The sequence below is a fragment of the Kitasatospora sp. Xyl93 genome, assembly GCF_055383135.1.
On record NZ_AP029185.1, the window covers coordinates 389,033 to 414,416 of the forward strand.

Annotated in this window: 20 protein-coding genes; 7 read left to right on the forward strand and 13 right to left on the reverse strand. The window is 72.8% G+C overall.

The genetic code is table 11. The features are described 5' to 3' along the window. Positions 1-51 precede the first annotated feature (51 nt). On the reverse strand, positions 52-1,101 hold the full coding sequence (locus ACZ5GH_RS01775; RefSeq protein ID WP_464333187.1) for a LacI family DNA-binding transcriptional regulator: 1,050 nt from the start codon (positions 1,099-1,101) through the stop codon (positions 52-54). A 351-nt stretch (positions 1,102-1,452) separates the two neighbouring features. On the opposite strand from ACZ5GH_RS01775, the gene ACZ5GH_RS01780 reads away from it, so the two are divergent. After that, complete coding sequence (locus tag ACZ5GH_RS01780; RefSeq protein WP_464336779.1) at positions 1,453-2,898, forward strand: GH1 family beta-glucosidase; 1,446 nt, start codon at positions 1,453-1,455, stop codon at positions 2,896-2,898. Positions 2,899-2,956: 58 nt separating this feature from the next. Here the strand turns inward: ACZ5GH_RS01780 and ACZ5GH_RS01785 are convergent, their stop codons facing one another. After that, positions 2,957-3,307 (reverse strand): hypothetical protein, encoded by a 351-nt coding sequence (locus ACZ5GH_RS01785; protein ID WP_464333188.1) that lies wholly within the window; start codon positions 3,305-3,307, stop codon positions 2,957-2,959. Then, positions 3,304-4,119 (reverse strand): phytanoyl-CoA dioxygenase family protein, encoded by an 816-nt coding sequence (locus ACZ5GH_RS01790; RefSeq protein ID WP_387747977.1) that lies wholly within the window; start codon positions 4,117-4,119, stop codon positions 3,304-3,306. Before ACZ5GH_RS01790 ends, ACZ5GH_RS01785 begins: the two co-directional genes overlap by 4 nt. Before the next feature lie 101 nt (positions 4,120-4,220). On the opposite strand from ACZ5GH_RS01790, the gene ACZ5GH_RS01795 reads away from it, so the two are divergent. After that, a complete protein-coding gene (locus ACZ5GH_RS01795) occupies positions 4,221-5,021 on the forward strand; it encodes a helix-turn-helix domain-containing protein (RefSeq protein ID WP_464333189.1) in 801 nt (266 codons plus the stop codon). 94 nt (positions 5,022-5,115) lie between these two features. Here ACZ5GH_RS01795 and ACZ5GH_RS01800 read toward each other — a convergent pair whose 3' ends face one another. Further along, entirely contained in the window at positions 5,116-6,090 is a 975-nt protein-coding gene (locus tag ACZ5GH_RS01800) for a glycoside hydrolase family 6 protein (RefSeq protein ID WP_387747973.1), read from the reverse strand. Between the two features lie 307 nt (positions 6,091-6,397). Between ACZ5GH_RS01800 and ACZ5GH_RS01805 the strand changes: the two genes are divergently transcribed. The 4 genes from ACZ5GH_RS01805 (at position 6,398) to ACZ5GH_RS01820 (ending at position 11,148) form a co-directional block, all read left to right on the forward strand. Next, on the forward strand, positions 6,398-7,420 hold the full coding sequence (locus ACZ5GH_RS01805; RefSeq protein WP_464333190.1) for a LacI family DNA-binding transcriptional regulator: 1,023 nt from the start codon (positions 6,398-6,400) through the stop codon (positions 7,418-7,420). Positions 7,421-7,722: 302 nt separating this feature from the next. Then, positions 7,723-9,030 carry an ABC transporter substrate-binding protein gene (locus ACZ5GH_RS01810; RefSeq protein WP_387747969.1) on the forward strand — a complete coding sequence of 436 codons (1,308 nt, stop codon included), beginning with the start codon at positions 7,723-7,725 and terminating at the stop codon, positions 9,028-9,030. Between the two features lie 178 nt (positions 9,031-9,208). After that, positions 9,209-10,210, forward strand: a complete 1,002-nt coding sequence (locus ACZ5GH_RS01815; RefSeq protein ID WP_387747967.1) for a carbohydrate ABC transporter permease — start codon at positions 9,209-9,211, stop codon at positions 10,208-10,210. A 17-nt stretch (positions 10,211-10,227) separates the two neighbouring features. Beyond that, positions 10,228-11,148 (forward strand): carbohydrate ABC transporter permease, encoded by a 921-nt coding sequence (locus ACZ5GH_RS01820; RefSeq protein WP_387747965.1) that lies wholly within the window; start codon positions 10,228-10,230, stop codon positions 11,146-11,148. A gap of 105 nt (positions 11,149-11,253) precedes the next feature. Here the strand turns inward: ACZ5GH_RS01820 and yjfF are convergent, their stop codons facing one another. The 4 genes from yjfF to ACZ5GH_RS01840 form a co-directional block, all read right to left on the reverse strand. After that, a complete protein-coding gene (yjfF, locus tag ACZ5GH_RS01825; protein ID WP_387747963.1) occupies positions 11,254-12,231 on the reverse strand; it encodes a galactofuranose ABC transporter, permease protein YjfF in 978 nt (325 codons plus the stop codon). After that, entirely contained in the window at positions 12,228-13,310 is a 1,083-nt protein-coding gene (locus ACZ5GH_RS01830) for an ABC transporter permease (RefSeq protein WP_464333191.1), read from the reverse strand. Before ACZ5GH_RS01830 ends, yjfF begins: the two co-directional genes overlap by 4 nt. Next, the gene (locus ACZ5GH_RS01835) at positions 13,307-14,830 is read right to left on the reverse strand and encodes a sugar ABC transporter ATP-binding protein (protein WP_387747959.1); all 1,524 of its coding nucleotides are present in this window, start codon (positions 14,828-14,830) and stop codon (positions 13,307-13,309) included. The genes ACZ5GH_RS01830 and ACZ5GH_RS01835 overlap by 4 nt, the downstream gene beginning before the upstream one ends. Positions 14,831-14,945: 115 nt before the next feature. Next, positions 14,946-15,926: an ABC transporter substrate-binding protein gene (locus ACZ5GH_RS01840; protein WP_387747957.1), complete on the reverse strand. Its 981-nt coding sequence runs from the start codon at positions 15,924-15,926 to the stop codon at positions 14,946-14,948. Between the two features lie 311 nt (positions 15,927-16,237). Here ACZ5GH_RS01840 and ACZ5GH_RS01845 point away from each other — a divergent pair, with 311 nt between their 5' ends. Next, positions 16,238-18,409 carry a glycoside hydrolase family 9 protein gene (locus tag ACZ5GH_RS01845; protein WP_464333192.1) on the forward strand — a complete coding sequence of 724 codons (2,172 nt, stop codon included), beginning with the start codon at positions 16,238-16,240 and terminating at the stop codon, positions 18,407-18,409. 109 nt (positions 18,410-18,518) lie between these two features. Here ACZ5GH_RS01845 and ACZ5GH_RS01850 read toward each other — a convergent pair whose 3' ends face one another. From ACZ5GH_RS01850 to ACZ5GH_RS01870, 5 genes are all read right to left on the reverse strand, one after another. Beyond that, positions 18,519-19,928 carry an extracellular catalytic domain type 1 short-chain-length polyhydroxyalkanoate depolymerase gene (locus tag ACZ5GH_RS01850; protein ID WP_387747953.1) on the reverse strand — a complete coding sequence of 470 codons (1,410 nt, stop codon included), beginning with the start codon at positions 19,926-19,928 and terminating at the stop codon, positions 18,519-18,521. A 67-nt stretch (positions 19,929-19,995) separates the two neighbouring features. Continuing rightward, positions 19,996-22,356: a beta-xylosidase/alpha-l-arabinosidase gene (locus ACZ5GH_RS01855; RefSeq protein WP_387748077.1), complete on the reverse strand. Its 2,361-nt coding sequence runs from the start codon at positions 22,354-22,356 to the stop codon at positions 19,996-19,998. A gap of 8 nt (positions 22,357-22,364) precedes the next feature. Then, entirely contained in the window at positions 22,365-23,183 is an 819-nt protein-coding gene (locus ACZ5GH_RS01860) for a carbohydrate ABC transporter permease (protein ID WP_387747951.1), read from the reverse strand. After that, on the reverse strand, positions 23,183-24,112 hold the full coding sequence (locus ACZ5GH_RS01865; protein WP_387747949.1) for a carbohydrate ABC transporter permease: 930 nt from the start codon (positions 24,110-24,112) through the stop codon (positions 23,183-23,185). The genes ACZ5GH_RS01860 and ACZ5GH_RS01865 overlap by 1 nt, the downstream gene beginning before the upstream one ends. An 11-nt stretch (positions 24,113-24,123) precedes the next feature. Further along, the gene (locus ACZ5GH_RS01870; RefSeq protein ID WP_464336780.1) at positions 24,124-25,371 is read right to left on the reverse strand and encodes an ABC transporter substrate-binding protein; all 1,248 of its coding nucleotides are present in this window, start codon (positions 25,369-25,371) and stop codon (positions 24,124-24,126) included. Positions 25,372-25,384: the final 13 nt, after the last annotated feature.

The following is a 25,384-nucleotide window of genomic DNA, read 5'->3' on the forward strand; positions in this document are numbered from 1 at the left end:
GTCCGGAGCCGCGCCTGGCTCCGGACGGTCGCCGGTCAGGAGGACCGCCGGTCAGGAGGACTGCCGCACCACCAGCTCCGTCGGCAGCACCAGGCGGGACGGCTCCGCGTCCTCCCCGGCGATCTGCCGCAGCAGGAGCCCGGCCATCGTGCGGCCCATCCGCTCGATCGGCTGGCGGACGGTGGTCAGCGGCGGGTCGAGGTGGCGGGCCACCGGCGAGTCGTCGACGCCCACCAGCGCGACATCGCCCGGCACCTCCAGGCCCCTGGCCCGCAGGACGGCGAGGGCCCCGACCGCCATCAGGTCGGAGGCGGCGAACACCGCGTCCAGGTCGGGGCGGCGCTCCAGCAGTTCGCGCATCGCCCGGCGGCCGCCGTCCTCCGTGAAGTCCCCGGTGGCGACGAGCCGTTCGTCCTCCGGCAGTCCGGCCGCCGCCAGCCCCTCGCGGTAGCCGGCCAACCGGCCCTCGGCCGCGTCCATGTCGAGCGGACCGGTGATGGTGGCGATGCGGCGCCGCCCGCGCCCGGCCAGGTGGTCCACGGCCGACCGGCCGGCCCCCACGTTGTCGGAGTCCACGTACGCCACCGGTTCCCGCGGCGAGCGGCGCCCGTTCAGCACCACCGGCAGGCCCAGCGCGCGCACCTGGTCCGGCAGCGGGTCGTCCCGGTGGACGGACACCAGCAGCACACCGTCCACCCGCTGGGCCGCGAGGTACTGCTCGAAGCGCTGCCGCTCCTGCTCGGTGCGGATCAGCGTGAGCAGCAACTGCTTGTCGGACGCCGCGAGTTCGGCGCTCACCCCGCGGATGATGTCCAGGAAGTACGGCTCCGCGAACAGCCGCGCCTCGGTCTCCGGCACGACCAGCGCGACCGCGTCGGTCCGGCTGCCGGCCAGGGCCCGGGCCGCCCGGTTGGGCACGTAGCCGAGCTCCGCGACGGCCCGGTCGACCGCCTCCTTCGCCTGCTCGCTGACCCGCGACGAGCCGTTGATCACCCGGGACACCGTGCCGCGCCCGACCCCGGCCCTGGCCGCGACCTCCTCCAGGGTCGGCCTTCCGGTCTGCCGTCCGCCCACCGCCCACCCGCCTTCCGTCGCCACCATCGGTCTCGCGCCCTCCTGGCAGGCGATCGTAGGTCACCAGGGTGGAGCACCGCCACGGACCGTCCGGACCGGGTGGGCGCCGACCCCGCGCGCGGCCGGCCGATCGGCAGCCACTCCCGGGCAGTTCGGCTTCTTCCCTTGACACCGGATCAGCTGAGGCAGGAACCTTCGGACAGGACGTGGGAGCGCTCCCACACCTCCTTCCGGGAGCCGCCACCGGTGGGCCCCGGCAGCGCCCACCCCCGGACCGGCGGTTTCCTCCGCAACACCCTGGACAACACCTTCACCGTCAGCGTGGTCTCCACCCACCCCCGAACGCCGAACCCCTCACCGTTGGAGCGATCCGTGCCCGTGCCCCCCTCCCGTCCCCACCCGACCTCCACCGCCCCGCCCCGGTTCCCGGCCGGGTTCCTCTGGGGCGCGGCCACCTCCGCCTACCAGGTGGAGGGCGCCACCGCCGAGGACGGCCGCACCGCCTCGATCTGGGACACCTTCTGCCGCACCCCCGGCAAGGTCTTCCAGGACCACACCGGCGAGGTCGCGGTCGACCACTACCACCGCTTCCGCGAGGACGTCCGGCTGATGGCCGGGCTCGGGCTGACCGCCTACCGCTTCTCCGTCTCCTGGCCGCGCGTCCAGCCCACCGGCCACGGCCCGGCCGTCCAGCAGGGCCTGGACTTCTACCGCCGCCTCACCGACGAGCTGCTCTCCGCCGGGATCACCCCCGTCGTCACGCTCTACCACTGGGACCTCCCGCAGGAGCTGGAGTCGGCGGGCGGCTGGCCCGAGCGCACCACCGCCGAGCGGTTCGCCGAGTACGCCGGGCTGGTGGGCGAGGCACTCGGCGACCGGATCGGCCACTGGACCACCCTCAACGAACCCTGGTGCAGCGCCTTCCTCGGCTACGGCTCCGGCGTCCACGCCCCCGGCCGCACCGACCCGGTGGCCGCCCTGCGCGCCGCCCACCACCTCAACCTCGGCCACGGCCTGGCCGTCACCGCGCTGCGCGGTGTGCTGCCCGCCGACGCGCAGCTGTCCGTCTCGCTCAACCTGCACGCGCTGCGCCCGCTCACCCCGTCGGCCGACGACCGGGACGCCGTGCGCCGGATCGACGCCGTCGGCAACCGGGTCTTCCTCGGCCCGATGCTGGAGGGCGCCTACCCGGAGGACCTGCTGGCCGACACCGCCCACCTCACCGACTGGTCCTTCGTCCGGGCCGGCGACGAGAAGGAGATCCACCAGCCGGTGGACTGGCTGGGCGTCAACTACTACACGCCCACCGTCGTCTCCGCGACCCCCGAGGGCACCGCCCCCGCCCGCGCGGACGGCCACGGCGGCGGCACCGCCTCGCCCTGGCCGGGCGCGGACCGGGTCGGCTTCCACCCGGCACCGGGCGAGCGGACCGCGATGGACTGGGCCGTCGACCCCTCCGGCCTGTACGAGCTGCTGACCGGCCTCGCCCGCCGGTACCCCGACCTGCCGCTGGTGGTCACCGAGAACGGCGCCGCCTACCAGGACGAGGTCGGCGAGGACGGCACGGTCCACGACCCGGAACGCGCCGCCTACCTCCACGCCCATCTGGCGGCGATCCACCGCGCGACCGCGGACGGCGCGGACGTGCGCGGCTACTTCGCCTGGTCCCTGCTGGACAACTTCGAGTGGGCGTACGGCTACGCCAAGCGCTTCGGCCTCGTCCACGTCGACTACCCGACCCAGACCCGCACCCCCAAGACCAGCGCCCACTGGTACGCCCGGGTGGCCCGGACCGGCGAGCTGCGCCCACCGGCCGAGGGGTAGCCCTCCGGACCGGCGCAGGCCCCCGTCCGCACGGGACGCGGGGCCTGCGCCGGGGCCGCTACCGGGCGCCCGGCTCGGGGACCGGGACGATCCGCTCGAAGAAGTACTCGTGCTTGAGGAAGGAGACGTCGTACTCGTGACCCGGGTACGGCGGGATCAGCTGCGCGGCCTGGAACAGCCGCCAGCCGTCCAGCAGCGCCTCCACCCCGCTCCCGTACGGCGGTTCGTCGCTGTCGCCGGTCGTCGGCGAGGTGCGGCCGGTGCCGTCGTAGCGCGTCCAGCCGACCACCTCCGAGTCCAGCCGGGAGTCGGCCAGGTACAGCACCAGCACCTGCTGGCGCGGTACGGCGGCCTCGCCGGTCCGTGCGGTCCGTGCGGTCGAGGTCGTCGCGGCCGTCGTAGTCGTCATGCCGCCGTCTCCTTCGGGCGGTTGGAGACCCTGGTCACCCAGTGGTCGAGGTCGTAGCCCGGGTCGCCGGTCAGCTCCCGCCACAGCAGGATGCGGTTGTACCGCTCCAGCCGGCCGGTCGCCCACTCGTACCAGGGGAAGACCGCGTCCAACTCGGTTTTCACCCGCGGGTCGTGGAGGTCGGAGGTGTCCCAGAGCAGTCGCTGGCGGACCCTCGGATTGAAGCGGATCTTGAACATGTAGCGGACGGTGTCGCTGTCGTTGCGCCGGCCGCCGTGCCAGAGTCCGTGGTGCAGAAACACCACCGTCCCCGCGGGGCAGACCAGGCGGTCCTGGCCGCGCAGGTTCTGGTAGCGGCCGGTGTCGGACTCGTTGGTCCGCCGCAGGTGGCTGCCCGGCACACTGAGCGTTCCGCCCATCTCCAGCGTCACGTCCTGCGGGTAGTACATCAGCTGCACGTCGAACGCGTCCGGCCGGACGTCGATGATCGCGTCCGCGTGCAGCGGCTGCGCCGAGCCGCCGTGCGGCTCGCGGATGTGCACCGCGTGGTGGTCGACCCACGGCTCCGGTCCGACCAGGCTGTCCAACGCGCCCGCCACCTGCGGCAGTTCCAGCAGGCGACGGACGAACGAACCCTCCGCGTACGCCTCGGGCACCGGCGTTCCGTACGGCACGTCCGGCAGGCCCGCAGCCAGGACCGCGAGGCCCTCGGCGTTCATCTCCGCCGGGACCACGGCGTCCAGCCGCAGCGACCCCCGTGCCACGAAGCGCGCCATGCGCACCGACGACAGCAGTTCTCCCGTTTTCTCCATGGCCGCCACGCTAGGTCCGGCCGGCGCACCACCGCGTGGGCCGGGTTCACCCTCCGGTGGTCCGTTTTCACCGTCCTCCGCGCGTGGTAGAACTCGTGGCCATGCGCACAGTCCTCGCCCGGCTCGACGAGCCACCGACCCTCGCCGGCGTCGGCATCGGCGTGCACGGACCGGCCGGCCACGTGGACGTGTTCTCGCTGCCGGACCTCTGGCAACTCCATCTCTACGACTACCACGCCGACCTGACGGTGGACGGCGCCCCGTACAGCATCCGTCCCGGCCGGGTCAGCCTGGTACCGCCCGGCTCCGACGTCCGTTACCGCTACCGGGGCCGCTCCGAGCACTTCTACGTCCACCTGCGCCTCGGCACCGCCGGCACCCCGCACCGGATCCCCGTCATCCAGCCCGCCGGGCCCGAACTCGACCCGCTCACCGCCCGGTTCCGTCAGGCGCTCGCCGCCTGGCCGCGCACGCCCGCCCGGGCCGCCGCCGAGATCTGGTCCGCGCTGTGGCGGATCGCCGTGCTCGCCCCTCCCGGCGAGCCCGGCACCCCGGCCGTCCACCCTTCGGTCGCCTCCGCCACCGCCCTGATCGAGGCCCGACTCGCCGAACCCCTCACCGTGCCCGAGATCGCGCGCGCCGCCGGCGTCTCGCACAACCACCTCACCCGGCTGTTCCGCGCCGCCACCGGCGAAACCGTCGTCGGCTACATCCGCGCCCGCCGGATGGAACGCGCCCGCCACTTCCTGCGCGCCACGACGCTCTCCATCCCCGCGATCGCCGCCTCCGTGGGCATCCCCGACCTGCACGCCTTCAACAAGGCCTGCCGGCGCGAACTCGGCGCCTCCCCCCGCGCCGTCCGCACGGCCCGGAGCCGTCCGGACGACCCGCCCGCCCGGTAGCCGCGCGCCCGGTGGGGCGGCCCCGGAGTCGAGGGCCGCCCCACCGGGCGCTTCGAACGGGCGGGCGGCGACGCCACGCGGGCGTCGGTTCCCGTCAGTAGCCGTAGATCATCTTGTAGGCGACCTCGGGCAGGAACTGTCCGGCGGTGGATCCGGCGCCGACGCCGCAGTTGCCGTCGGACTCGCCGGGTGCCTTGATCCACAGCAGCATCTCGGCACCGCCGCCGAGCTGCGAGGGCCGGCCGATCCGCCGCCCCGCCGGGTTGCACCACGCCCCGTTGGAGCCGTTGCCGTTGCGGCTGGTGTCGATGACGTAGGGCTTGGTGAAGCCCTTGGCGGCCCTCAGGGCCGCGTTGACGGCGTTGCCGTAGGCGGTGTTCTCGGAGGTGGTGAGGTAGTTCGACACGTTCAGCGAGAACCCGTGCGCCCCGCTCACCCCGGCCGCGGCCAGGTGCCGGGCCATGGTGTCGGCGCTCAGCCAGCCGGGGTTGCCCGCGTCGAGGTAGACCCAGGTGTTCGGGGCCTTGGTGTTGAACTGCGCGATGGCGTCGCTCAGCAGGGCGTTGCGCTCGGTGATCTGGGCCGGGCTCATGCAGCTCTCGTCGCCGAGCGAGTCGGGTTCGAGGACGACCACCGCCGGCCGGCTGCCGATGCCGCTCGCGAAGGCGGCGATCCAGGTCCGGTAGTCGGCGGCGCTGCCCGCCCCGCCGCCGGACTGACCCGCGCAGATGTCACGGTTGGGGATGTTGTACGCCACCAGGACGGGCAGCTTGCGCTGGGCGGCGGCCGCACCGACGAAGGAGCCGGTGGCCGTCCCGATGGTGCCGCTCCAGTTGCCGAACCAGCGTGCCGTCGGCACGTCGGCGATCGAGGACCGGATCGCGGGCGCGCGGCCGTCGCCCGGGTTGGCGTCGACCCACCGCCGCGCGGAGGAGTCGGGGTCCACGTAGAAGCCGCTGGTCATCGTGGTGGGGTCGGCGGCGTGGGCGGCCGCGGGGTGGAGCGTGAGGAGGGCGGTGCTCAGCACCGGGGCCAGGAGCAGGGAACGGGTACGGCGCGAACGGAGCATGGTGCTTCCTCCACGGGTGGGGGTTTGGGGGGAGGATGGAAGCGCTTCCGGTTCCCAGATGATTGGGGCTTTCCGGACGGCCTGTCAAGACGCCGCCCGCACAAGGCCCTTGTTTCGGGGCTCGCCTGGCAGCGGCGGCCTGCCCGCCCATGCGGAGCGGGGCCGGACCGACCGCCGCCCGGCCTGGAAGCGCTTCCGGTCCGTCGAGCGAGCGGCTTCGGGTCGAATTCACCCGCCGGCGGCGGCACGTCCGTGGAACGATGGTCCGCAGAACGCCGCGACGGCAACGGGAGGATCGGCGATCGCGATGGGGACGTCTCCACGACGCCGGCCGACGCTGGACGAGGTCGCCGCCCGGGCCGGTGTCTCCCGCACGGCGGCGTCCCGGGTGATCAACAACGTGCCGCACGTGAGCGCCGCCAAGCGCGCCGCGGTGGAGCGGGCCGTCCGCGAGCTCGACTACACGCCGAATCCGACCGCCCGGGCGCTGGCGACCCGGCGCGCGGGGGCGGTCGTGCTGGCGGTGGCCGGCGACGAGCCCGGCCTGTTCGCCGACCCGTTCTTCGCCGAGGTGACGGTGGGCGTCAGCTCCCACCTCGACCGGACGGACCTCGAACTGGTCCTGCTGCTGGCCGACACCCCGCGCGGCAGGGAACGCCTGGAGCGCGTCCTGAGCTCCCACCGGGCGGACGGCGTGATGCTGATGGCGGTGCGCGGCGACGACCCGCTGGGCCGGCTGGCCGAGCAGACCAGCCTGCCCGTGGTCTTCGGCGGCCTGCCCCTGACGGGCACGCCCCGCTGGTACGTGGATCCGGACAACCGGGGCGGCGCGCGGCTGGCCGTCGAGCACCTGGTGCGCGGCGGGCGAGGGAACATCGCGATGATCACCGGACAGGTCGACCTCCAGGCCGCCGTCGCCCGCGAACAGGGCTTCCGCGAGGCACTCGTCCTGGCCGGCCGGTCCGACGCCGGCGTGGCGACCGGCGGCTTCACCCGGGCCGGCGGTGAGGCCGCGATGGAGCGGCTGCTCGCGGACCGTCCGGACATCGACGCGGTGTTCGCGGCCAACGACGGCATGGCCCTGGGAGCGCTGCGCGCCCTGCGCCGACACGGCCGGCGCGTGCCCGAGGACGTCGCGGTCGTCGGCTTCGACGACCTCGCCGACGCCCTGTACGCCGATCCGCCGCTGACGACCGTTCACCAGCCGGTGCGCGCGCTCGGGCTGGAGATGGCCCGGATGCTGGTGGCCGTCCTCGACGGCCAGGACCCGAGCCCCCTCGTCCTCCCCACCCGCCTGACCGTCCGCGACTCCGCGCCCCCACCCGCCTGACCGTCCGCGACTCCGCGCCCCGCCCGCGGACTGGCCCGGCCGGCGGCCCGCCCGCGCGGGACGGTCGAACGGCCCCAACTCCCCTGCTGCCAGAGCTCTTGACAGTCCGTCCCGGAGGGAGCAGGGTTCCCCCTTGGGAGCGCTCCCACGCCTCCGGCGGACGCTCCCGGGCCGCCGGGGCGAGTCCACCCCGGCCCCCCTGCGCGTCCTCACCCACCCCTCACGACCGCTCGCGGCCCCGCTCCCGGCATCACGAGCGCGGCCCACCCCCGCGCGTCCCGCTACCGCCCCTGGAGAACCCCATGTTCCTGCGCAGCCGTTCCCGCAGAGCCCCCGCCCTCCTGTCGGCCGCCGCCGTCACCGCGGCCCTGGTCACCGGCTGCTCCTCCGGAGGGTCCGGCTCCGGCTCGGACGACCCGAACGCGAAGATCACGCTCACCGTGGGCGACTTCGGCACCTTCGGCTACAAGGACGCCGGGCTCTTCGACGAGTACATGAAGGAGCACCCGAACATCACCGTCAAGGAGAACGCCACCACGGTGGAGGGCGACTACTGGACGGCGCTGCAGACCCGGCTGTCGGGCGGCGGGCTCGACGACATCCAGGCCCTGGAGGTGAGCCGGATCGCGCTCGCCGCCTCCGACCAGCTCAGCGCCGCCTTCACCGACCTGTCGAAGGCCCCGGGCGTCGACAAGGACGCCTACCTGCCGTGGAAGTGGAAGCAGGCGACCACCGCCCAGGGCAAGACCGTCGGCCTCGGCACCGACGTCGGCCCGATGGCGATCTGCTACCGCCAGGACCTCTTCGAGGCGGCGGGCCTGCCCGGCGACCCCGCGTCGGTCGGCGCCCTGTGGGCGGGCGACTGGGCCAAGTACGTCGAGGCCGGCCGCCGGTACCAGGCCAAGGCCCCCCAGGGGACCTTCTTCATGGACACCGCCACCGGCCTGTACAACGGCGTGGTCTCCTCCGACACCGAGCAGTACTACAAGAACGGCAAGGCCGACTACCAGGGCTCCGCCGGTGTGCGGAAGGGCTGGAAGCTGGCCTCCGACGCCGTCCAGGCCGGCATCACCCAGGGGCTCAAGGAGTTCGACACCCCCTGGCAGACGGCCTTCTCCAACTCCACGTTCGCCACCACCGTCTGCCCGTCCTGGCAGCAGGCCAACATCGAGAAGTACTCCGGCCCGGGCAACGCCGGGAAGTGGAACGTCGCGCAGGCCCCCGCCGCCGGGAACTGGGGCGGCTCGTTCCTGACGGTGCCGGCCTCCGGCAAGCACGTCGCCCAGGCCCAGGCGCTGGCCGCCTGGCTCACCGCGCCCGAGCAGCAGGCCAAGGTCTTCCAGAAGGTCGGCAACATCCCCTCCAACCAGAAGGCGTACGCGCTGCCGGGCGTCACGGACTTCACCAACCCGTACATCGGCCCGAACGCCCCCACCGGTCGGATCTTCTCCACCGCCGCCAAGGCCATCCAGCCGGCCGAGACCGGGCCGCACCACGGCGACTTCCACGGGGCGTTCGGCAACGGCGTGCAGCTGATGGAGCAGAACCACCAGAGCCCCGAGGAGGCCTGGGCCGCCACCGTCAAGCAGCTCGCGAGCACCGTCCAGTAGCCGCCGGGCCCCGGCCGTACGGACCGCGCGGCCCCCGCCCCGGCGCGGTTCCGTACCGCCGCCACTCCCCCGGGCCGTCCGTACGGCCGCCACCCCCGAACGACCGAGACCGACCGACCCCCTGTCCACGAACGACGCGACGACCCCAGCCGGCCGTCGACCCGGCACGGAGGAACTTGTGGCCACCCCGACCCGCACCCCCCGAAGAGACCCGGCCGACCCACCCGCCCCGAGCCCGCCGGAGCGCCGCGCGGAGCCGACCGGCCTGCGCCGCCGGCTGCGCCGCTGGGACCACACCGGCTCGCCGTACGTGTTCGTCGCGCCCTTCTTCGTGGTGTTCGCGGTCTTCGGGCTCTTCCCCCTCGTCTACACCGGCTGGCTGTCCCTGCACCAGGTCAGCCTGTACAACGTGGACCGGACCGACTGGGTCGGTCTCCAGAACTACCAGGACCTGCTGTTCGGGCCGGCGAGCGAGCTCTTCTGGAACGCCCTGCGCAACACGGTCAGCCTCGGCGTGCTGTCCACCGTCCCCCAGCTGCTGATCGCGCTCGGCCTCGCCCACCTGCTCAACTACCGCCTCCCGGCCCGGGGTTTCTTCCGCACGGCGCTGCTCGCGCCGTACGCGACCTCGGTGGCGGCCGCCACGCTCGTCTTCGCGCTGATCTTCAGCCCCGAGGGCGGCATGGCCAACTGGCTGCTCGGGCTGGTGGACCTCGGGCCGGTCCGCTGGGAGTCCGGCACCTGGAGCTCCCAGTTCGCCGTCTCGGTGATCGTCATCTGGCGCTGGACCGGCTACAACGCGCTGATCTACCTCGCCGCGATGCAGGCCGTCCCCCGCGAGCTGTACGAGGCCGCCGCGATCGACGGGGCCAACCGCTGGCGGCAGTTCCGCCACGTCACGATCCCCGAACTGCGCCCGACCATCCTGTTCACCGTCGTCGTCTCGTTCATCGGATCGACCCAACTCTTCGGCGAGCCCTACCTGTTCGGCGGGCAGAGCGGCCACCAGGGCGGCACCGACCACCAGTACGAGACCCTCGGCATCCTCATGTACGACCAGGGCTTCCACTACAGCCTGCTCGGACGCGCCTCGGCCATCGCCTGGCTGATGTTCGGCCTGCTCCTGCTGGTCGGACTGGCCAACACGCTGATCGCCCGCCGCCTGCGCGCCGCCAAGTGACCGGGAAGGACGACTCCATGACCACCATCCCCGCCCCCGCACCCGCACCCGCCGCCGGCCGGCGGGGCGCCGGGCGCCGGAGCCGGCTGCGCTCCCCGGGCGCGGGCGACCAGCACCGGGCCGGGCCGTTCGCCCTGGCGGCGCTGGTCGTGGCCGCCCTCGTCTCGCTGTTCCCGCTGTACTGGACGCTCGTGGCGGCGTCGACCGACAGCCACCGGGTGGTCTCCACGCCCCCGCCGCTCCTGCCCGGATCGAACCTGTTCCACAACATCGGCTACGTGTGGGACAACGCCGGAGCGCGCGGCATGGGCGTCGCGCTGCTCAACTCCACCCTGGTCGCCGGCACCGTCGCGCTCAGCACGGTGGCGTTCTCCGTGCTGGCCGGCTTCGCGTTCGCCAAGCTGCGCTTCCGCGGCCGCGGGGCGCTGCTGTCCCTCGTCGTCGCCACCATGGCGGTGCCCGCCCAGGTCAGCGTGGTGCCGCTGTTCATCCTGATGCGGCACCTGGGGCTCGGCAACCATCTCGGCGCGCTCGTCCTGCCCTCCCTGGTGACCGCCTTCGGCGTCTTCTTCATGCGCCAGTACCTCACCCAGGCCCTGCCCACCGAACTGCTGGAGGCGGCCCGGGTCGACGGCGCGCACTCGCTGCGGGTCGTCTGGCACGTCGTCCTGCCGGTCGCCCGGCCCGCCATGGCCGTCCTGGGGATGCTCGTCTTCGTCCAGTCCTGGAACGACTTCCTGTGGCCCGTCATCGCGATGAACGGCGCCACGAACCCGACCGTCCAGGTCGCCCTCGCCGGGCTCGGCACCGGCTGGTCCACCGACTGGTCCGTCATCACCGCCGGCGCGCTCGTCGGCACCGCGCCGCTGCTCCTGGTCTTCACCGTCTTCGGCCGCCAGATCGTCGGCGGCATCACCCAGGGCGCCCTGAAGGGCTGACCGGCCGCACCGGCCCCGGCTCCGCGGGCGTGCGCGGGGCCGGGGCCGGGGCGGGTGACCAGCACGCCCGGCGGTCGGCAGCGCCGGGCGATCGGCGCCGGGCGGTCAGCGCCGGCGCGCGGTGATCAGGCGCTGCAGGACGATGAAGACGAACAGCAGGGCGCCGATGACGATCCGGGTCCACCAGGAGCTGAGCGTGCCCTGGAAGCTGATCACGGTCTGGATCAGCCCGAGCACCAGCACACCGAGCACGGTGCCGAGCAGGTAGCCGGAGCCGCCGGTGAGCAGGGTGCCGCCGATGACGACCGCGGCGATCGCGTCCAGTTCCAGGCCGACCGCGTGCAGGCCGTAGCCGGAGAGCATGTAGAAGGTGAGCAGGACACCGCCGAGCGCGGAGCAGAAGCCGCTGATCGCGTACACGGTGGTCTTGGTCCGCTGGACCGGCAGGCCCATCAGCAGGGCGGACTGCTCGCTGCCGCCGAGCGCGTACACGTCGCGGCCGAGCCGGGTGTAGTGGAGGACCACGAATCCGGCGGCGACCACCAGCAGGGCGATCACCGCGCTCGGTGAGACGAACACGCTGCCGAGCGGGATCCGGGTCTGCGCCATGGCGGTGTACTGCGGGTCGGTGATGGAGATCGAGTCGATGCTGATCGTGTAGCACAGGCCGCGGGCGAGGAACATGCCGGCCAGGGTGACGATGAACGGCTGGATCTCGAAGACGTGGATGACCCAGCCCATCAGCCAGCCGCCGCCGGTGCCCATCAGCAGGACCAGCGGGATCACCAGCAGTGGTGGCCAGCCGTGCTGTTCGACCAGCCAGGCGGAGACCACGGTGGACAGCGCGACCACCGCGCCGACCGACAGGTCGATGCCGCCGGTCAGCACGACGAACGTCATCCCGACCGCGACGACCAGCAGGAAGGCGTTGTCGATCAGCAGGTTGAGCACGACCTGGCCGGAGAGGAACCCGTCGTACTCCACCGAGCCGGCGCCGAACATCGACACCAGCAGGACCGCGGTGACCAGCAGCGGGACCTGCCGGCGGAGCCGGGCCGACAGGGCGTGGGCGTTGGCGTTCATTCGCCGACCTCCCGGATGGTGGGGGCCGCGGGGTGCGACCGGGCGGTGTGCCGGGGCCGGGCTCGGCGACCGGCGAACTTGGCACGGAAGGCGGGCGACTGGACCAGGCAGACGGTGATCACCACGAACGCCTTGAACACCAGGGTGGTCTCCGGCGGGATGCCGACGGTGTAGACGGTGGTGGAGAGGGTCTGGATGATCAGCGCGCCGAGCACGGTGCCGCCGATCGAGAACCGGCCGCCGTTGAGCGAGGTCCCGCCGAGCACCACGGCGAGGATGGCGTCGAGTTCGATCCACAGGCCGGCGTTGTTGCCGTCCGCCGCCGAGACGTTGGAGGAGACCATCAGCCCGGCGACCGCCGCGCACAGCGCGCTGAACACGTACACCAGGCCGACCAGGCGCACCGCCCTGATGCCGACCAGCCGGCTGGCCACCGGGTTGCCGCCGACCGACTCCAGCAGCAGGCCGAGCGCGGTGGACCGGGTGAGCAGCGCGGTGAGCAGGACGACCAGGCCGGCGAGCAGGATCGCGAACGGCACGGTCAGCCAGTAGTCGCCGCCGATCAGCTTGTAGGGCTCGCTGGTGACGGTGATGATCTGGCCGTCGGTGACCAGCTGGGCCAGCCCGCGCCCGGCGACCATCAGGATCAGGGTGGCGATGATCGGCTGGACGCCGGCCCTGGCCACCAGGACGCCGTTGACGAGGCCGAGCACCAGCGCGGTGCCGAGGGCGTAGCCGACGGCGGTCAGCACGGTGCCGACGCCGCCCGGGTCGGCGGACCGGCTGATGTGCAGGCAGGCCAGCGCCCCGGAGATCGCGACGGTCGAGCCGACCGACAGGTCGATGCCGCCGGTGGCGATCACCAGGGTCATGCCCAGGGAGACCAGGATCAGCGGGGCGCCGAAGTGCAGGATGTCGACCAGGGAGCCGTAGAGGTGGCCGTCCCGCAGGTGGACGGCGAAGAAGTCGGGGGTGAAGGCGAGGTTGGCGACCAGGAGCACGGCCAGCACCGCGGCCGGCCAGAACAGCCGGTACCGGGTCACCGCCTTCGCCGGGCTCGCCGCCGTTGCCGTGCTCATTGCTCCGCTCCGCTCGCGATGGTGGCCATGACGCGCTCCGGGGTGAGCTCGCCGTCGTTGTCCAGCTGGGCGACCATCCGGTGGTCGCGCAGCACGCCGACCCGGTGGCTGAGCCGCAGCACCTCCTCCAGTTCGGCGGAGACGAAGAGCACCGCCATGCCGTCCTCGGCGAGCTTCGCCACCAGCTTCTGGATCTCGGCCTTCGCCCCGATGTCGATGCCGCGGGTCGGCTCGTCCAGGATCAGCAGCTTGGGGTCGGTGATCAGCCAGCGGGCGAGCAGCACCTTCTGCTGGTTGCCGCCGCTGAGGTTGCGCACCAGTGCCTCGGGGTTGCCGGGACGGATGTCCAGGGCGCGGATCCAGCGCACGGAGAGTTCGTCCTGCGCGGTGCGGGACAGCGGACGGGTCCAGCCCCGGGCCGCCTGGAGCGCCAGGACGATGTTCTCCCGGACGGTCAGTTCGCCGACCAGGCCCTCGGTCTTGCGGTTCTCCGAGCAGAACGCGATGCCGTGGGCGATCGCGTCGCGCGGTCCGCGCAGTGCGGTGTCGGCGCCCTCGATCCGCAGCGTGCCGCCGTCGCTCCGGTCGGCGCCGAACAGCAGCCGGGCGGCCTCGGTCCGTCCGGAGCCCAACAGCCCGGCCAGTCCGACCACTTCGCCCGACCGGACGGTCAGGTCGTACGGTTCGACGGCGCCCCGCCGGGTCAGCCCCTCGGCTTGCAGGAACACCGCCGCGGTGGCCGGTGTGGTGCGTTCGCGCCGCTTGCCGCCACCGAGCCGGTCGAGTCCGGCGAGCTCGGCGCCGATCATCCGGGAGACCAGCTGGGCCTGGTCCAGTTCGCTGGTCAGGTACTCGCCCTCGAGCCGGCCGTTGCGCAGCACGGTCATCCGGTCGCAGATCTCGTAGACCTGGTCGAGGAAGTGCGAGACGAACAGGATGGCGACTCCCTGGTCGCGCAGCCGGCGCATGACGGCGAAGAGCTGGCGGACCTCGTCGCGGTCGAGGCTGGAGGTGGGTTCGTCCAGGATCAGCACCTTGGCGGAGACGTGCACCGCGCGGACGATGGCCACGAGCTGCTGGACGGCGATGGAGTAGCTGCTCAGCGGCGCGCTGACGTCGATGTCCAGGTCCAGCCCGCGGACCAGCTCGGCGGCCCGGCGGCGCAGCGCGCGCCAGTCGATCAGACCGAACCGGCGGGGCTCCCGCCCGATGAGGACGTTCTCCGCGACCGACAGGTTCGGGCAGAGGTTCACCTCCTGGTAGACCGTGCTGATGCCGGCCTGCTGGGCCTGCGCCGGTCCGGCGATCCGCACCGGTCGGCCGGCGAGCAGCACCTCGCCGCCGTCGGCCGGGTGGACTCCGGTGAGCACCTTGATCAGCGTGGACTTGCCGGCGCCGTTCTCCCCCATCAGGGCGTGCACCTCGCCGGGGAAGAGCCGGAAGTCGACCCCGTCCAGCGCCACCACCCCGGGGAACTCCTTCCGGAGCCCCCGGACTTCCAGGACCGGTTGCTGCCGCACCCCGGTTCTCCTTTCGTGTCTCCCGGACCGCGGACCGCCGGAGGGCGGTCCGGTCCGGGCCGTGCGGGGCCGTGCGGGGTCGGCCCTCGGGAGCGGCCCCGCACGGATCGGCGGGTCAGTACTGGCGGTTCGGCAGGGCCGCGGTGGCCTGCTCGGGGGTGAAGGTCCCCTCCTCGGTCTTGATCCGCCGGGGCACCTGCTCACCCGCCTTGACCTTCTTCACCAGGTCCATCAGCTGGTCGCCGAGGAGCGGGTTGCACTCGACGTCATAGTTGATCTTGCCCTGGCTCATCGCGGTGAAGGCGTCCTTGACGCCGTCCACGGAGACGATCTTGATGTCGGTGCCCGGCTTCTTGCCGGCCTCCTCGATCGCCTGGATCGCACCGAGCGCCATGTCGTCGTTGTGCGCGTACAGCACGTCGATCTTCGGCTGGGACTTCAGGAAGGCCTGCATGACCTCCTTGCCCTTAGCGCGGGTGAAGTCACCGGTCTGCGAGGCGACCACCTTGAACCTGGGCTGCCCCTTCACGGCGTCCGCGAAGCCGGACTTGCGGTCGTTGGCCGGCGCCGATCCGGTGGTGCCCTCCAGCTGGACGATGTTCACGTCACCGTCGCCGGCCGCGTACTCCTTGACCAGCCAGTCGCCGGCCGCCTTGCCCTCCTCGACGAAGTCCGAGCCGAGGAAGGAGGCGTAGAGCGACTCGTCCTTGGAGTTCACCGCGCGGTCGGTCAGGACGACCGGGATGTGCGCGTCCTTGGCCTCCTTCAGAACGGTGTCCCAACCCGACTCCACCACCGGCGAGAAGGCGATCACGTCGACCTTCTGCTGGATGAACGAGCGGATCGCCTTGATCTGGTTCTCCTGCTTCTGCTGCGCGTCGGAGAACTTCAGCTCGATCCCGGCCTTCTTCGCGGCCTCCTGGATCGACTTGGTGTTGGCGGTGCGCCACCCGCTCTCCGCTCCCACCTGCGAGAAGCCCACGACGAGCTTGCCGCCGGAGGCCTTGCCGGCGGAGCCTCCGCCACCGGATCCACAGGCGGTGAGGAGGGCGACCATCGTGCCGGCGACCAGGGCCGCCGCAACTCTCTTGGACATGGGGGGACTTCCTCTCGGGATCGTCGATCGCTCGATTGTTAGCGCTAACATTCGACTCGACAAGATTCACCGCAGCCCGTTATCCAATCTTGACCAGCCCCGGCAGCGCCCGGCCGCCCCGCCCGACAGTCCGTCAACACCGGTTCCGCCAGGGCGTCCCACACGAACTGACGTGTCGTCAATTCCTGTCGCCTCACCGCACCTTGACGCGCCCGGCGGACGGCTGGCTTCATTGGGGGCACTGGGAGCGCTCCCACGGTCCACGCGCTCCCGCGCCCCCGACTCCCCACCCCCGAAGGAAGGCCCCACCCATGCCTCCCCTCCTCCCCGGCCGCGGGCTGCCCCGGCGCGCGGCCGCCGCACTGGCCGGTCTGGCCCTGGCCGCCGGCGGGCTGACCGCCACCGCCTTCGCCCCGCCCGCCACCACCGCGGCAGCGGCCACGGCCACGGCCACCACGGCCGCCGACTTCCCCGTCCGCGTGAACCAGCTCGGCTACCTCCCGGACGGGCCCAAGCGGGCCACCGTGGTCAGCTCCGCGACCGCCCCGGTCCCCTGGCGGCTGCACGACGCCTCCGGCGCGCAGGTCGCCGCCGGCACCACCACCGTGCACGGCGCCGACCGGGCGTCCGGCCAGTCCACGCACCTGGTGGACTTCGGCGCCTACACCGGCACCGGCACCGGCTTCACCCTGGTCGTGGACGGCGGCGCGAGCCACCCGTTCGACATCTCGGCCTCGCTGTACGACGGGCTGCGCGCCGACAGCATGTCGTTCTTCTACCAGCAGCGCAGCGGCATCGCCATCGACGCGGCGCTGGCCGGCAGCGCGTACGCCCGCCCCGCCGGCCACCTGGGCGTGGCGCCGAACCAGGGCGACACCGGCGTGCCGTGCCAGGCCGGGGTGTGCGACTACCGCTCGGACGTCCGCGGCGGCTGGTACGACGCCGGGGACCAGGGCAAGTACGTGGTCAACGGCGGCATCGCGACCTGGGAGCTGGTCGACTCCTTCGAGCGGGCGCACCGTGCGGGCGCCGACGCGGCCCTCGGCGACTCCACCCTGCGCGTTCCCGAGCGCGGCAACGGGGTGCCGGACGTCCTGGACGAGGCCCGCTGGGAACTGGACTTCCTGCTGCGGATGCAGGTCCCCGAGGGCAGGCCGATGGCCGGCATGGCCTTCCACAAGCTGCACGACGCCCAGTGGACCGGCCTGCCGACCCGGCCCGAACTCGACGACCAGCCGCGCGAGTTGCACAAGCCGTCGACCGCCGCCACGCTCAACCTGGCCGCCGTCGGGGCGCAGTGCGCCCGGGTGTACGCCCCGTACGACGCCGCCTTCGCCACCCGCTGCCTGGACGCGGCCCGCCACGCCTGGACGGCGGCCAGGGCCAACCCGGACCTCCTCGCCCCGGCGAGCGACAACACCGGCGGCGGCGCGTACGAGGACGCCGACGTCTCCGACGAGTTCTACTGGGCCGCGGCCGAACTCCTCGCCACCACCGGTGAGTCGCAGTACCGGGACGCGGTCACCTCCTCCCCGCACCACACGAAACCGGTGGACGGGTTCTGGTGGGGCGGCACCGCGACGCTCGGCCGGATCACCCTGGCCACCGTCCCCGGCGTGGCCCTGCCCGCCGCCGACGTGGCGCGCCTGCGCGGCCTGCTGACCGCGGCCGCCGACAGCCACCTGGCCACCATGGCCGGACAGGGCTACGCGGTGCCGATCGCCGCCGACGGCTACGTCTGGGGGTCCAACAGCTCGGTCGCCAACAACGCGATGGTGCTGGCCGTGGCGTACGAGCTGACCGGTGCCGCGCGCTACCGGGCCGGCGCCCTGGAGGCGATGGACTACCTGCTCGGCCGCAACGCGCTGGACCACTCGTACGTGAGCGGCTACGGCGAGCGGGCCTCGCAGAACCAGCACCACCGGTTCTGGGCGCACCAGAACGACGCCGCACTGCCGCACCCGCCGGCCGGCTCCTTCGCGGGCGGCCCGGACGCGGCCCTGGAGGACCCGGTGGCGAAGGCCAAGCTGACCGGCTGCGCACCGGCGGCCTGCTACGTCGACGACATCGGCTCGTACTCGACCAACGAGGTGGCGGTCAACTGGAACGCCTCGCTGGCCTGGCTCGCGGCGTTCGCCGCCGAACGGCGGACGGCGCCGACCCCGCCGACGGCGTCCTGCGCGGTGGCGTACAAGGTCGACAGCGCCTGGAGCGGCGGGTTCACCGCGACGGTGACGGTACGGAACACCGGCACCGCCACCGTCTCCGGCTGGACCGTCGGTTGGAGCTTCCCGGGCGACCAGCGGATCTCGACCGGGTGGAACGCGACGGTCACCCAGTCCGGCAGCGCCGTGAGCGCCCGGGACGCCGGCTGGAACGGCACCCTGGCGCCCGGGGCGAGCGCGAGCTTCGGGTTCCAGGCGACGTCCGCCGCCGACCCGGCGCCCTCCCGCTTCACCCTGAACGGCGCCGCCTGCGCCTGAGCACCCCCGGACGCGCCCGCCCGCCGCACCGTCACGGTGCGGCGGGCGGCCCGCGCGGTCACGGCCGGACCGGGTCACCGCGACCGGCCGTGCCCGCGGTGTCATCCGGTCATCCGAGCGTCCACTGCTGGTTCCGGCCGCCGCTGCAGCTCCACAGCTGGACGGGCGTGCCGTCGGCGGTGCCCAGGCCGGCCACGTCCAGGCAGAGCCCCGACTGCACGCCGGTGACGGTGCCGTTCGCGTTCAGCCGCCACTGCTGGTTGGCCTGGCCGTTGCACGACCAGACGACCACCTTGGTGCCGTCGGTGGTGCCCTTGCCACTGGCGTCCAGGCACAGCGTGCTGCCGCCGACGGTCACGGTCAGCTGGTTCGACGCCGTACGGGTCCAGGTCTGGGCGGCTCCGCCGTCGCAGCCGTGGATCTGCTGCTGGGTGCCGGGCGTCGCGTTGTTCGCCGCGGTCAGGCACTTGCCCGCCCCCACCGCGTGCAGCGCGCCGGTCGTGCCGCCGCCGGAGGGCGCCGCGTCCAGGCCCATGAAGCGGATGGCCTCGGCGGCCATCGCGGTGCCCTGGACCGGCAGTTGGTGCCCGGCCCCGGCGATGCTGTACGCCTCGACCTGGGTGGCCCCGGCGCTGTTGTCGTACCGCGTCCGGTTCCAGTTGGCCGTGGGGGTGTCCGTGGCCGACGGCGTCCGGCTCACGCCGAGGACGTCGGTCCACTCCTTGATCTCCTCACCGAGGTTGTTGTGGCTCAGGATCGTGTCGGCGGTTCCGTGCCACAGCTGCACGCGCGGACGCGGCCCGGTGTAACCGGGGTACCCCGTGTTGCGGACCAGGCCGCCCCACTGCTGCGGGGTCATCGACACCCTGCCCTGGGCGCAGTCCGCGTTCCAGCCGCGGACGGAGCCGGTGTGGAAGCAGTGGTAGGGCACCCCCATGAAGGCCGCGCCCGCCTTGAACACGTCGGGGTAGTCGGCGAGCATGACGTTGGTCATCATCCCGCCCGACGACTGGCCGGTCACGTACACGGCGTCGGCGTTGCCGCCGTAGTGCTGCTCGGTGTAGGTGATCATCGACCTGAGCCCGATCGGGTCACTGCCGCCGTTGCGGGTCAGCGCCTGGTCGGAGGAGACGTCCCAGCAGCTTCCGCTCGGGTTCGTCGACGGGTAGACGACGAGGAAGCCGTACCGGTCGGCGAGCGAGCCGAAGTCGGTGCTGGAGTACAGGTAGGGGCCCGTCCCCTGGCACCCGTGCAGGGCCAGCAGGATCGGGGGGTGGGCCCGGACGCTGTTCGGCACGTACAGGTGCATCAGCAGACCGGTCGGGTTGGCGCCGAAGTTCGTGATCTGCGTCAGCGAGCCGGTGGTCTGCGCGGTGGCGGCCGGGGTGGCAGCCTGGGTGGCGGCGGCGGCCGGGGCCGCGGCGGCCCGCGGCGCGGCCTGAAGGCTCAGGCCGACCGCCAGGCCGAGCGCGGCGGCGATGCCCAGGAGGCGGGACGGTAACGAGCGGTTTCGGAACATGGGACCTCTCCGTCGGGATTGCCATGGGTGCGAGGAAGGTTCCGGTGCCGGCCGGCGCGGTGGTGGATCAGGTGCACCGGAAGTCCGCGTGCAGGCGCCGGGTGTGGTCCAGGACGCGGACCGGGCCGTCCAGTCGGACGGTGGCGGTGAGCCGGACGTCGGTGCTGGAGGCGGCGATCCGCAGCTCCAGCTCGCCGGGCTCGACGACGCGCCGGCCGTCGCGTCCGGTGAAGGACGCGAGGTCGGCGGGCACGCGGACGCTGATCCGGGTCCGCTCGCCCGCGTCGAGGGTGATCCGCCGGTAGCCGATCAACCGCATGACCGGCTGGACGACGGAGGCGACGGGGTCGTGCAGGTAGAGCTGGACGGTCTCGCTGCCGCCGCGCTCACCGGTGTTGCGCAGGGTGAAGGCGAGGCCGAGCTCGCCGTCGGTCGCGGCGGCGGCCCGGTCCACCTCCAGATCGGTCCAGGCGAACGTGGTGTAGCCGATGCCGTGCCCGAACCCGAACGCGGGGGTCGGGTCGGTGCTGGACACCTCGCTGGGTCCGGCCAGCCGGGCGGCGAGGTAGGTGGAGGGCTGCACGCCCGGCCGGGCCGGGATGCTGACCGGCAGCCGGCCCGAGGGGTTGGTCCGGCCGCTGAGCACGGCGGCGATCGCCTCGGTCCCGGCCTCGCCGGGGAAGAAGGCCTGCACCAGGGCCGCCGCCTCGGTCGCCGCCCGTCCCAGCGCGTAGGGGCGCCCGGCGAGCAGCACCGGCACCACCGGCTTGCCGGTGTCCAGCAGCGCGTCGAGCAACTGCCGCTGCACCCCGGGCAGTTCCAGGGACTCGACGTCGCAGCCCTCGCCGCTGGTGCCGCGCCCGAACAGGCCGGCCCGGTCCCCGAGGGCGACGATCACGACCTCGGCCTGCCGGGCCGCCTCGACGGCCTCGGCGAAGCCGGACGTGTCGGGCCCGTCGACGCTCGCCCCCGCTGCCGTGCGGATCTCGCTGTCGGGGAACTCGGCCGCCAACGCCTGCTTCAGCGTGGGCAGTTCGATGCCGACCGGGACCCCGGGGTGCTGGCTGCCGACGTGCACCGGGAAGGCGTAGCAGCCCAGCACCGAAGTCGGGGTGTCGGCGTTGGGGCCGATCAGCGCGATCCGGCGCGGGCCGCGCAGCGGCAGGGTGCCGTCGTTGCGCAGCAGCACCACCGCCTGCTCGGCGATCTCCCGGGCGAGGGCGCGGTTCTCCGGGCGGTCCAGGTCGACCGAGCCGCGCAGCGCGGCCGGGTCGTCGAGCGAGCGGCCGGCGAGCGCCGCCGGGACGGCGTCCCAGTCCTCGTCCAGCAGGCCGAGTCGGGCCTTCTGCGTCAGCACCCGGCGCAGCGCCCGGTCCACCAGCGCCTCCGGCACCGTCCCGTCCTCGACGGCGCGCAGCAGCGGCTCCCCGAAGGTCTTGACGGTGGGCAGTTCCACGTCCACGCCGCTGGCCAGGGCGAGGGCGGCGGCCTCGGCCCAGTCCCCGGCGACGCCGTGCAGCACCTTGAGGAAGGCGATGCCGAAGTAGTCGGCGACCACCGTCCCCTCGAAGCCCCAGGTGTCGCGCAGCAGCCCGGTCAGCAGCGCCTCGTCGGCGGCCGAGGGGACGCCGTCGGTGTCGGTGTAGGCGTGCATGACCGAACCGGGCCGGCCCTCGCGCACCGCCATCTCGAACGGCGGCAGGATCACGTCGGCACGCTCCCGCGCACCCATGCCGACCGGGGCGAGGTTGCGTCCGGCGCGCGAGGCCGAGTACCCGGCGAAGTGCTTGAGGGTGGCGACGATCCCCGCCGACTCCAGGCCCCGCACGTAGGCGGTGGCCACCGTGCCGACCAGGTAGGGGTCCTCGCCGATGGTCTCCTCGACCCGGCCCCAGCGGGCGTCGCGGACGACGTCGAGGACCGGGGCGAGGCCCTGGTGGACGCCGACCGCGCGCATGTCGCGGCCGACGGCCGCGGCCATCCGCCGGATCAGGTCCGGGTCGAAGGTGGCGCCCCAGGAGAGCGGCACCGGGTAGGCGGTGGCGCCCCAGGCGGCGAAGCCGGCCAGGCACTCCTCGTGCGCGAGGGCCGGGATGCCGAACCGGTTCGCGGCGGCGATGCGCTGCTGGCTGCGGGCCAGGGAGAGCGCGCCCAGCGCCGGGTCGACCGGCACCGTGCCGAAGGGCCGGGTCAGCTGGCCCAGTCCGGTGGGGAGCAGGTCGTCGAGGGCGGGCGGCTCCTCCATGTCGTGCTGGTGCGGGGCGACGTCGCCGCCCTCGTCGGAGGCGCCGACCCAGACGCCGACGAGCTGGGCCAGCTTCTCCGGCAGGGTCATCTCGGCGAGCAGGGAGTCCGCGCGTTCCTCGGGGCTGAGCGCGCGGTCGCGCCAGCGGGCGGTCGGTTCAGCGGACGGGACGGCCGGGTTCATGGTGCCGGTCACTTTCCTCCGACGCCCATCAGGCCTTGGACCAAGGCACGGCGGGCGAACAGGTAGACGATGAATACGGGGAGCGTCGACAGCACGACGGCGCTGAGCAGGCCGGGCACGTTCACGCCGTGCTCGGTCTGGAACTCGTACAGGCCGAGGGTGATGACCTTGGTGCCCTCCGACTGGGTGAGGATCAGGGGGAACAGGAAGCCGTTCCAGGCCTGCAGCGCGGAGAAGACCACGACGGAGGAGAGGCCGCCCCGGGACAGCGGCAGCACCAGCTGCCAGAACACCCGCCAGGGGGTGGCCCCGTCCATGGCCATCGCCTCGTAGAGCTCGCCGGTGATGTCCCGCATCGCGCCGGTGAGCACCAGCGTGCAGACCGGCAGGCAGAACGCCGCGGTGGGCAGGACGACGCCGAGCAGGTTGTCGTAGAGGCCGGCCTTGCTGATGACGTAGAACATCGGCACGATCACGGCCTGGGCCGGGATCGCCAGCCCGAGCAGGAAGACCCGGAAGACCGTCCCGATGGCCCTGCCCCGGGCGCGGACGATCGCGTAGGCGAGCGGGGGCACCACGAGCAGCACGATCGCGACCACGCTCACGGTGACGAGGAGCGTGTTGAGGAAGTCGCGGCCGAACCCGTTGGAGAAGTCGTCGACGTAGTTCTGCAGGGTCAGCCGCGCGGGGAAGGTGAGCGGTCCCCGCGAGGAGTAGTCGGACCGGGTCCGGAAGGTCGCGATCAGCAGCACGTACAGCGGGAAGCCGACGAGTGCGAGCCAGACCAGCGAGCCGAGCCCGGCGAGGTGGTTGGGACGCCGTCGCATCACAGTCCCTCCGTGGTGCCGCGCATCCTGTCGTAGCCGGACAGCCGTACGACGGCGAGCGAGATCAGGGTGGCGACCACCACGAGGACCAGGGCGATGGCCGAGCCGGCACCGAAGTCGAAGCTCTTGAAGGCCTGTTGGTACATGTAGTAGGCGCTGTTGGTGGTGTCGGTGCCGGGGCCGCCCTGGGTGAGGATGAGGACGGTGTCGAAGGTGGTGAGGCCGCCGACCAGCATCAGGATCACCGACGTGATGACCGTGTTGCGCAGCTGCGGCAGGGTGATGTGGAAGAACTGCCGCACCCTGCCCGCGCCGTCGATCGACGCGGCCTGGTAGAGCACCTGCGGGATCGCCCGGGCGCCGCCCTGGTAGAGCAGGGCGTGCATGGGCGTCCACTGCCACATGCCGACGAAGGTGAGCACCGCGAGGGCACTGTTCTGACTGCCCATCAGGTTGCTCCGGCCGAACAGCTCTTCCAGCTGCGCGGGCACGCCGAAGTTGGGGTCGAGGATGGCGCGCCAGACCACCGAGACCGCGGTCGCGGACAGCAGCAGCGGCACGAAGAAGATCGCGGACAGCACGGCCCGGTTGCGTTGGTGCCCGGCCGCCCACACGCCCAGCAGGAGGCTCACCGGGGTCTGCACGACCACCCCGGCCACGGTCAGCACCAGGGTCAGACCGACGCTCTGCGTCATGACCGGGTCGTGCAGCAGCCTGGTCCAGTTGGCGAGGCCGTTGAACCGGGGGGCGTCGACGCCGTTCCAGCTGGTGAAGGAGAGCACCGCCACCAGGACCAGCGGCAGAACCGCGAACACCAGGAAGAACACGGTCGCGGGCAGCGCCCAGGCGAGGCCCGGGCGGGTCACCCCGACGCCGGTCCGGCGGGGCCGCGCCCCGATCGCCGGAGGGTCTAGGGAGGTAGCACTCATGGCGATCCGTCTCAGGAGGCGGGCAAGGCCTGCATGGCCTTGATGAAGCCGTCCGCGTCGAGCTTGCCGTCGAAGAACTGCTGGACGGCGGTGTGGATCGGCGTGTTGGCGGCCGGCGGGTACGCCTGGTCCCAGGACAGCTGGAACGACGGGGCGGCCTTGACCAGGTCGTACTGGTACTTCGAGTAGTCGGGGCTGTCCGAGGTGGCGAGGAACTGTTCGGTGTTGGTGGTGGTCGGCAGGTTGCCGATCGCCAGCTGCGCCTTCACGAACTCGTCGGAGTACATGAGCTTCAGGAAGGCGGCCGCCGCCTCGGGGTGCTTGCTCTTCTTCAGCACCGAGTAGAAGTTGTTGGTGTTGCCGACCAGGTCGGCCGGGTCGCCCTTGCCGCCGGCGACGGCGGGGAAGCTGCTGTACCCGAGCTTGTCCTTGGTGAAGTCGGGGTCGGCGTCCCGCTGGGTGGCGTACTCCCAGGAGCCCATCAGCTCGAAGGCCGCCTTGCCCTTGGCCAGCAGGGCCGGGGAGCCGCCGTCGGTGAACTTCACCGAGTCGAAGTTCGAGCCGAACGCCCCGGCGTCGACCAGCTGCTTGAGCATGCCCAGGGCCTTCCTGGCGTCCGCGCTCTCCCAGGCGCTCCTGTCGCCGGACAGCGCCTTCCGGAACAGCTCGGGGCCCGCGACGCGGTCGAAGACGTACTCGTACCACATCAGGGTCGGCCACTGGTCGCCGCCACCGAGGGCGAACGGGGTGATGCCCTTGCCCTTGAGCACCTGAACGGCGCTCAGCAGGTCGTCCCAGGTCTTCGGGACGCTCAGGCCGGCGTCGGCCAGCACCTTCTTGTTGTGGAACAGCAGCACGGGCTGGGTGCCGCGCATCGGGATGCCGTAGGACTTGCCGTCGATCACCGCGGTGTTGAACACCGAGGGCAGGAAGCTGCTCTTCAGCGCCGGGTCCGCGGCGATCATGTCGTCCAGCGGGAGCAGCAGGTCGGACTTCACGTAGGGCTGGATGCTGCCGCCGCCCCAGTTGAAGAAGACGTCCGGGGCCTGGGGGGTGTTGATGACGGTGTTGAGCTTGGCCTGGTAGTCCGCGCCGGGGATGGTGTCCAGGACGGCCTTGACCTTCGACGTCTTGTTGAAGGTGTCGACCAGCTGCTTCTCGACCTTGTTGCTGGCGTCCCCGTACACCAGCACGTGGATCGTGCCGGCTCCTCCGCCGGCGGAGGAGCCGCCACTGCCGCAGGCGGCTGTCCCGACCATGACCGCGGCCAGT

What these genes read in the sequence shown, in the direction of transcription:
- ACZ5GH_RS01775 (WP_464333187.1), bottom strand. Translation starts at nt 1,101, where the DNA reads ATGGTGGCGACGGAAGGCGGGTGGGCGGTGGGCGGACGGCAGACCGGA.
- ACZ5GH_RS01785 (WP_464333188.1), bottom strand. Translation starts at nt 3,307, where the DNA reads ATGACGACTACGACGGCCGCGACGACCTCGACCGCACGGACCGCACGG.
- ACZ5GH_RS01790 (WP_387747977.1), bottom strand. Translation starts at nt 4,119, where the DNA reads ATGGAGAAAACGGGAGAACTGCTGTCGTCGGTGCGCATGGCGCGCTTC.
- ACZ5GH_RS01795 (WP_464333189.1), top strand. Translation starts at nt 4,221, where the DNA reads ATGCGCACAGTCCTCGCCCGGCTCGACGAGCCACCGACCCTCGCCGGC.
- ACZ5GH_RS01800 (WP_387747973.1), bottom strand. Translation starts at nt 6,090, where the DNA reads ATGCTCCGTTCGCGCCGTACCCGTTCCCTGCTCCTGGCCCCGGTGCTG.
- ACZ5GH_RS01805 (WP_464333190.1), top strand. Translation starts at nt 6,398, where the DNA reads ATGGGGACGTCTCCACGACGCCGGCCGACGCTGGACGAGGTCGCCGCC.
- ACZ5GH_RS01810 (WP_387747969.1), top strand. Translation starts at nt 7,723, where the DNA reads ATGTTCCTGCGCAGCCGTTCCCGCAGAGCCCCCGCCCTCCTGTCGGCC.
- ACZ5GH_RS01820 (WP_387747965.1), top strand. Translation starts at nt 10,228, where the DNA reads ATGACCACCATCCCCGCCCCCGCACCCGCACCCGCCGCCGGCCGGCGG.
- yjfF (WP_387747963.1), bottom strand. Translation starts at nt 12,231, where the DNA reads ATGAACGCCAACGCCCACGCCCTGTCGGCCCGGCTCCGCCGGCAGGTC.
- ACZ5GH_RS01830 (WP_464333191.1), bottom strand. Translation starts at nt 13,310, where the DNA reads ATGAGCACGGCAACGGCGGCGAGCCCGGCGAAGGCGGTGACCCGGTAC.
- ACZ5GH_RS01840 (WP_387747957.1), bottom strand. Translation starts at nt 15,926, where the DNA reads ATGTCCAAGAGAGTTGCGGCGGCCCTGGTCGCCGGCACGATGGTCGCC.
- ACZ5GH_RS01845 (WP_464333192.1), top strand. Translation starts at nt 16,238, where the DNA reads ATGCCTCCCCTCCTCCCCGGCCGCGGGCTGCCCCGGCGCGCGGCCGCC.
- ACZ5GH_RS01850 (WP_387747953.1), bottom strand. Translation starts at nt 19,928, where the DNA reads ATGTTCCGAAACCGCTCGTTACCGTCCCGCCTCCTGGGCATCGCCGCC.
- ACZ5GH_RS01855 (WP_387748077.1), bottom strand. Translation starts at nt 22,356, where the DNA reads ATGAACCCGGCCGTCCCGTCCGCTGAACCGACCGCCCGCTGGCGCGAC.
- ACZ5GH_RS01860 (WP_387747951.1), bottom strand. Translation starts at nt 23,183, where the DNA reads ATGCGACGGCGTCCCAACCACCTCGCCGGGCTCGGCTCGCTGGTCTGG.
- ACZ5GH_RS01865 (WP_387747949.1), bottom strand. Translation starts at nt 24,112, where the DNA reads ATGAGTGCTACCTCCCTAGACCCTCCGGCGATCGGGGCGCGGCCCCGC.
- ACZ5GH_RS01870 (WP_464336780.1), bottom strand. Translation starts at nt 25,371, where the DNA reads ATGGTCGGGACAGCCGCCTGCGGCAGTGGCGGCTCCTCCGCCGGCGGA.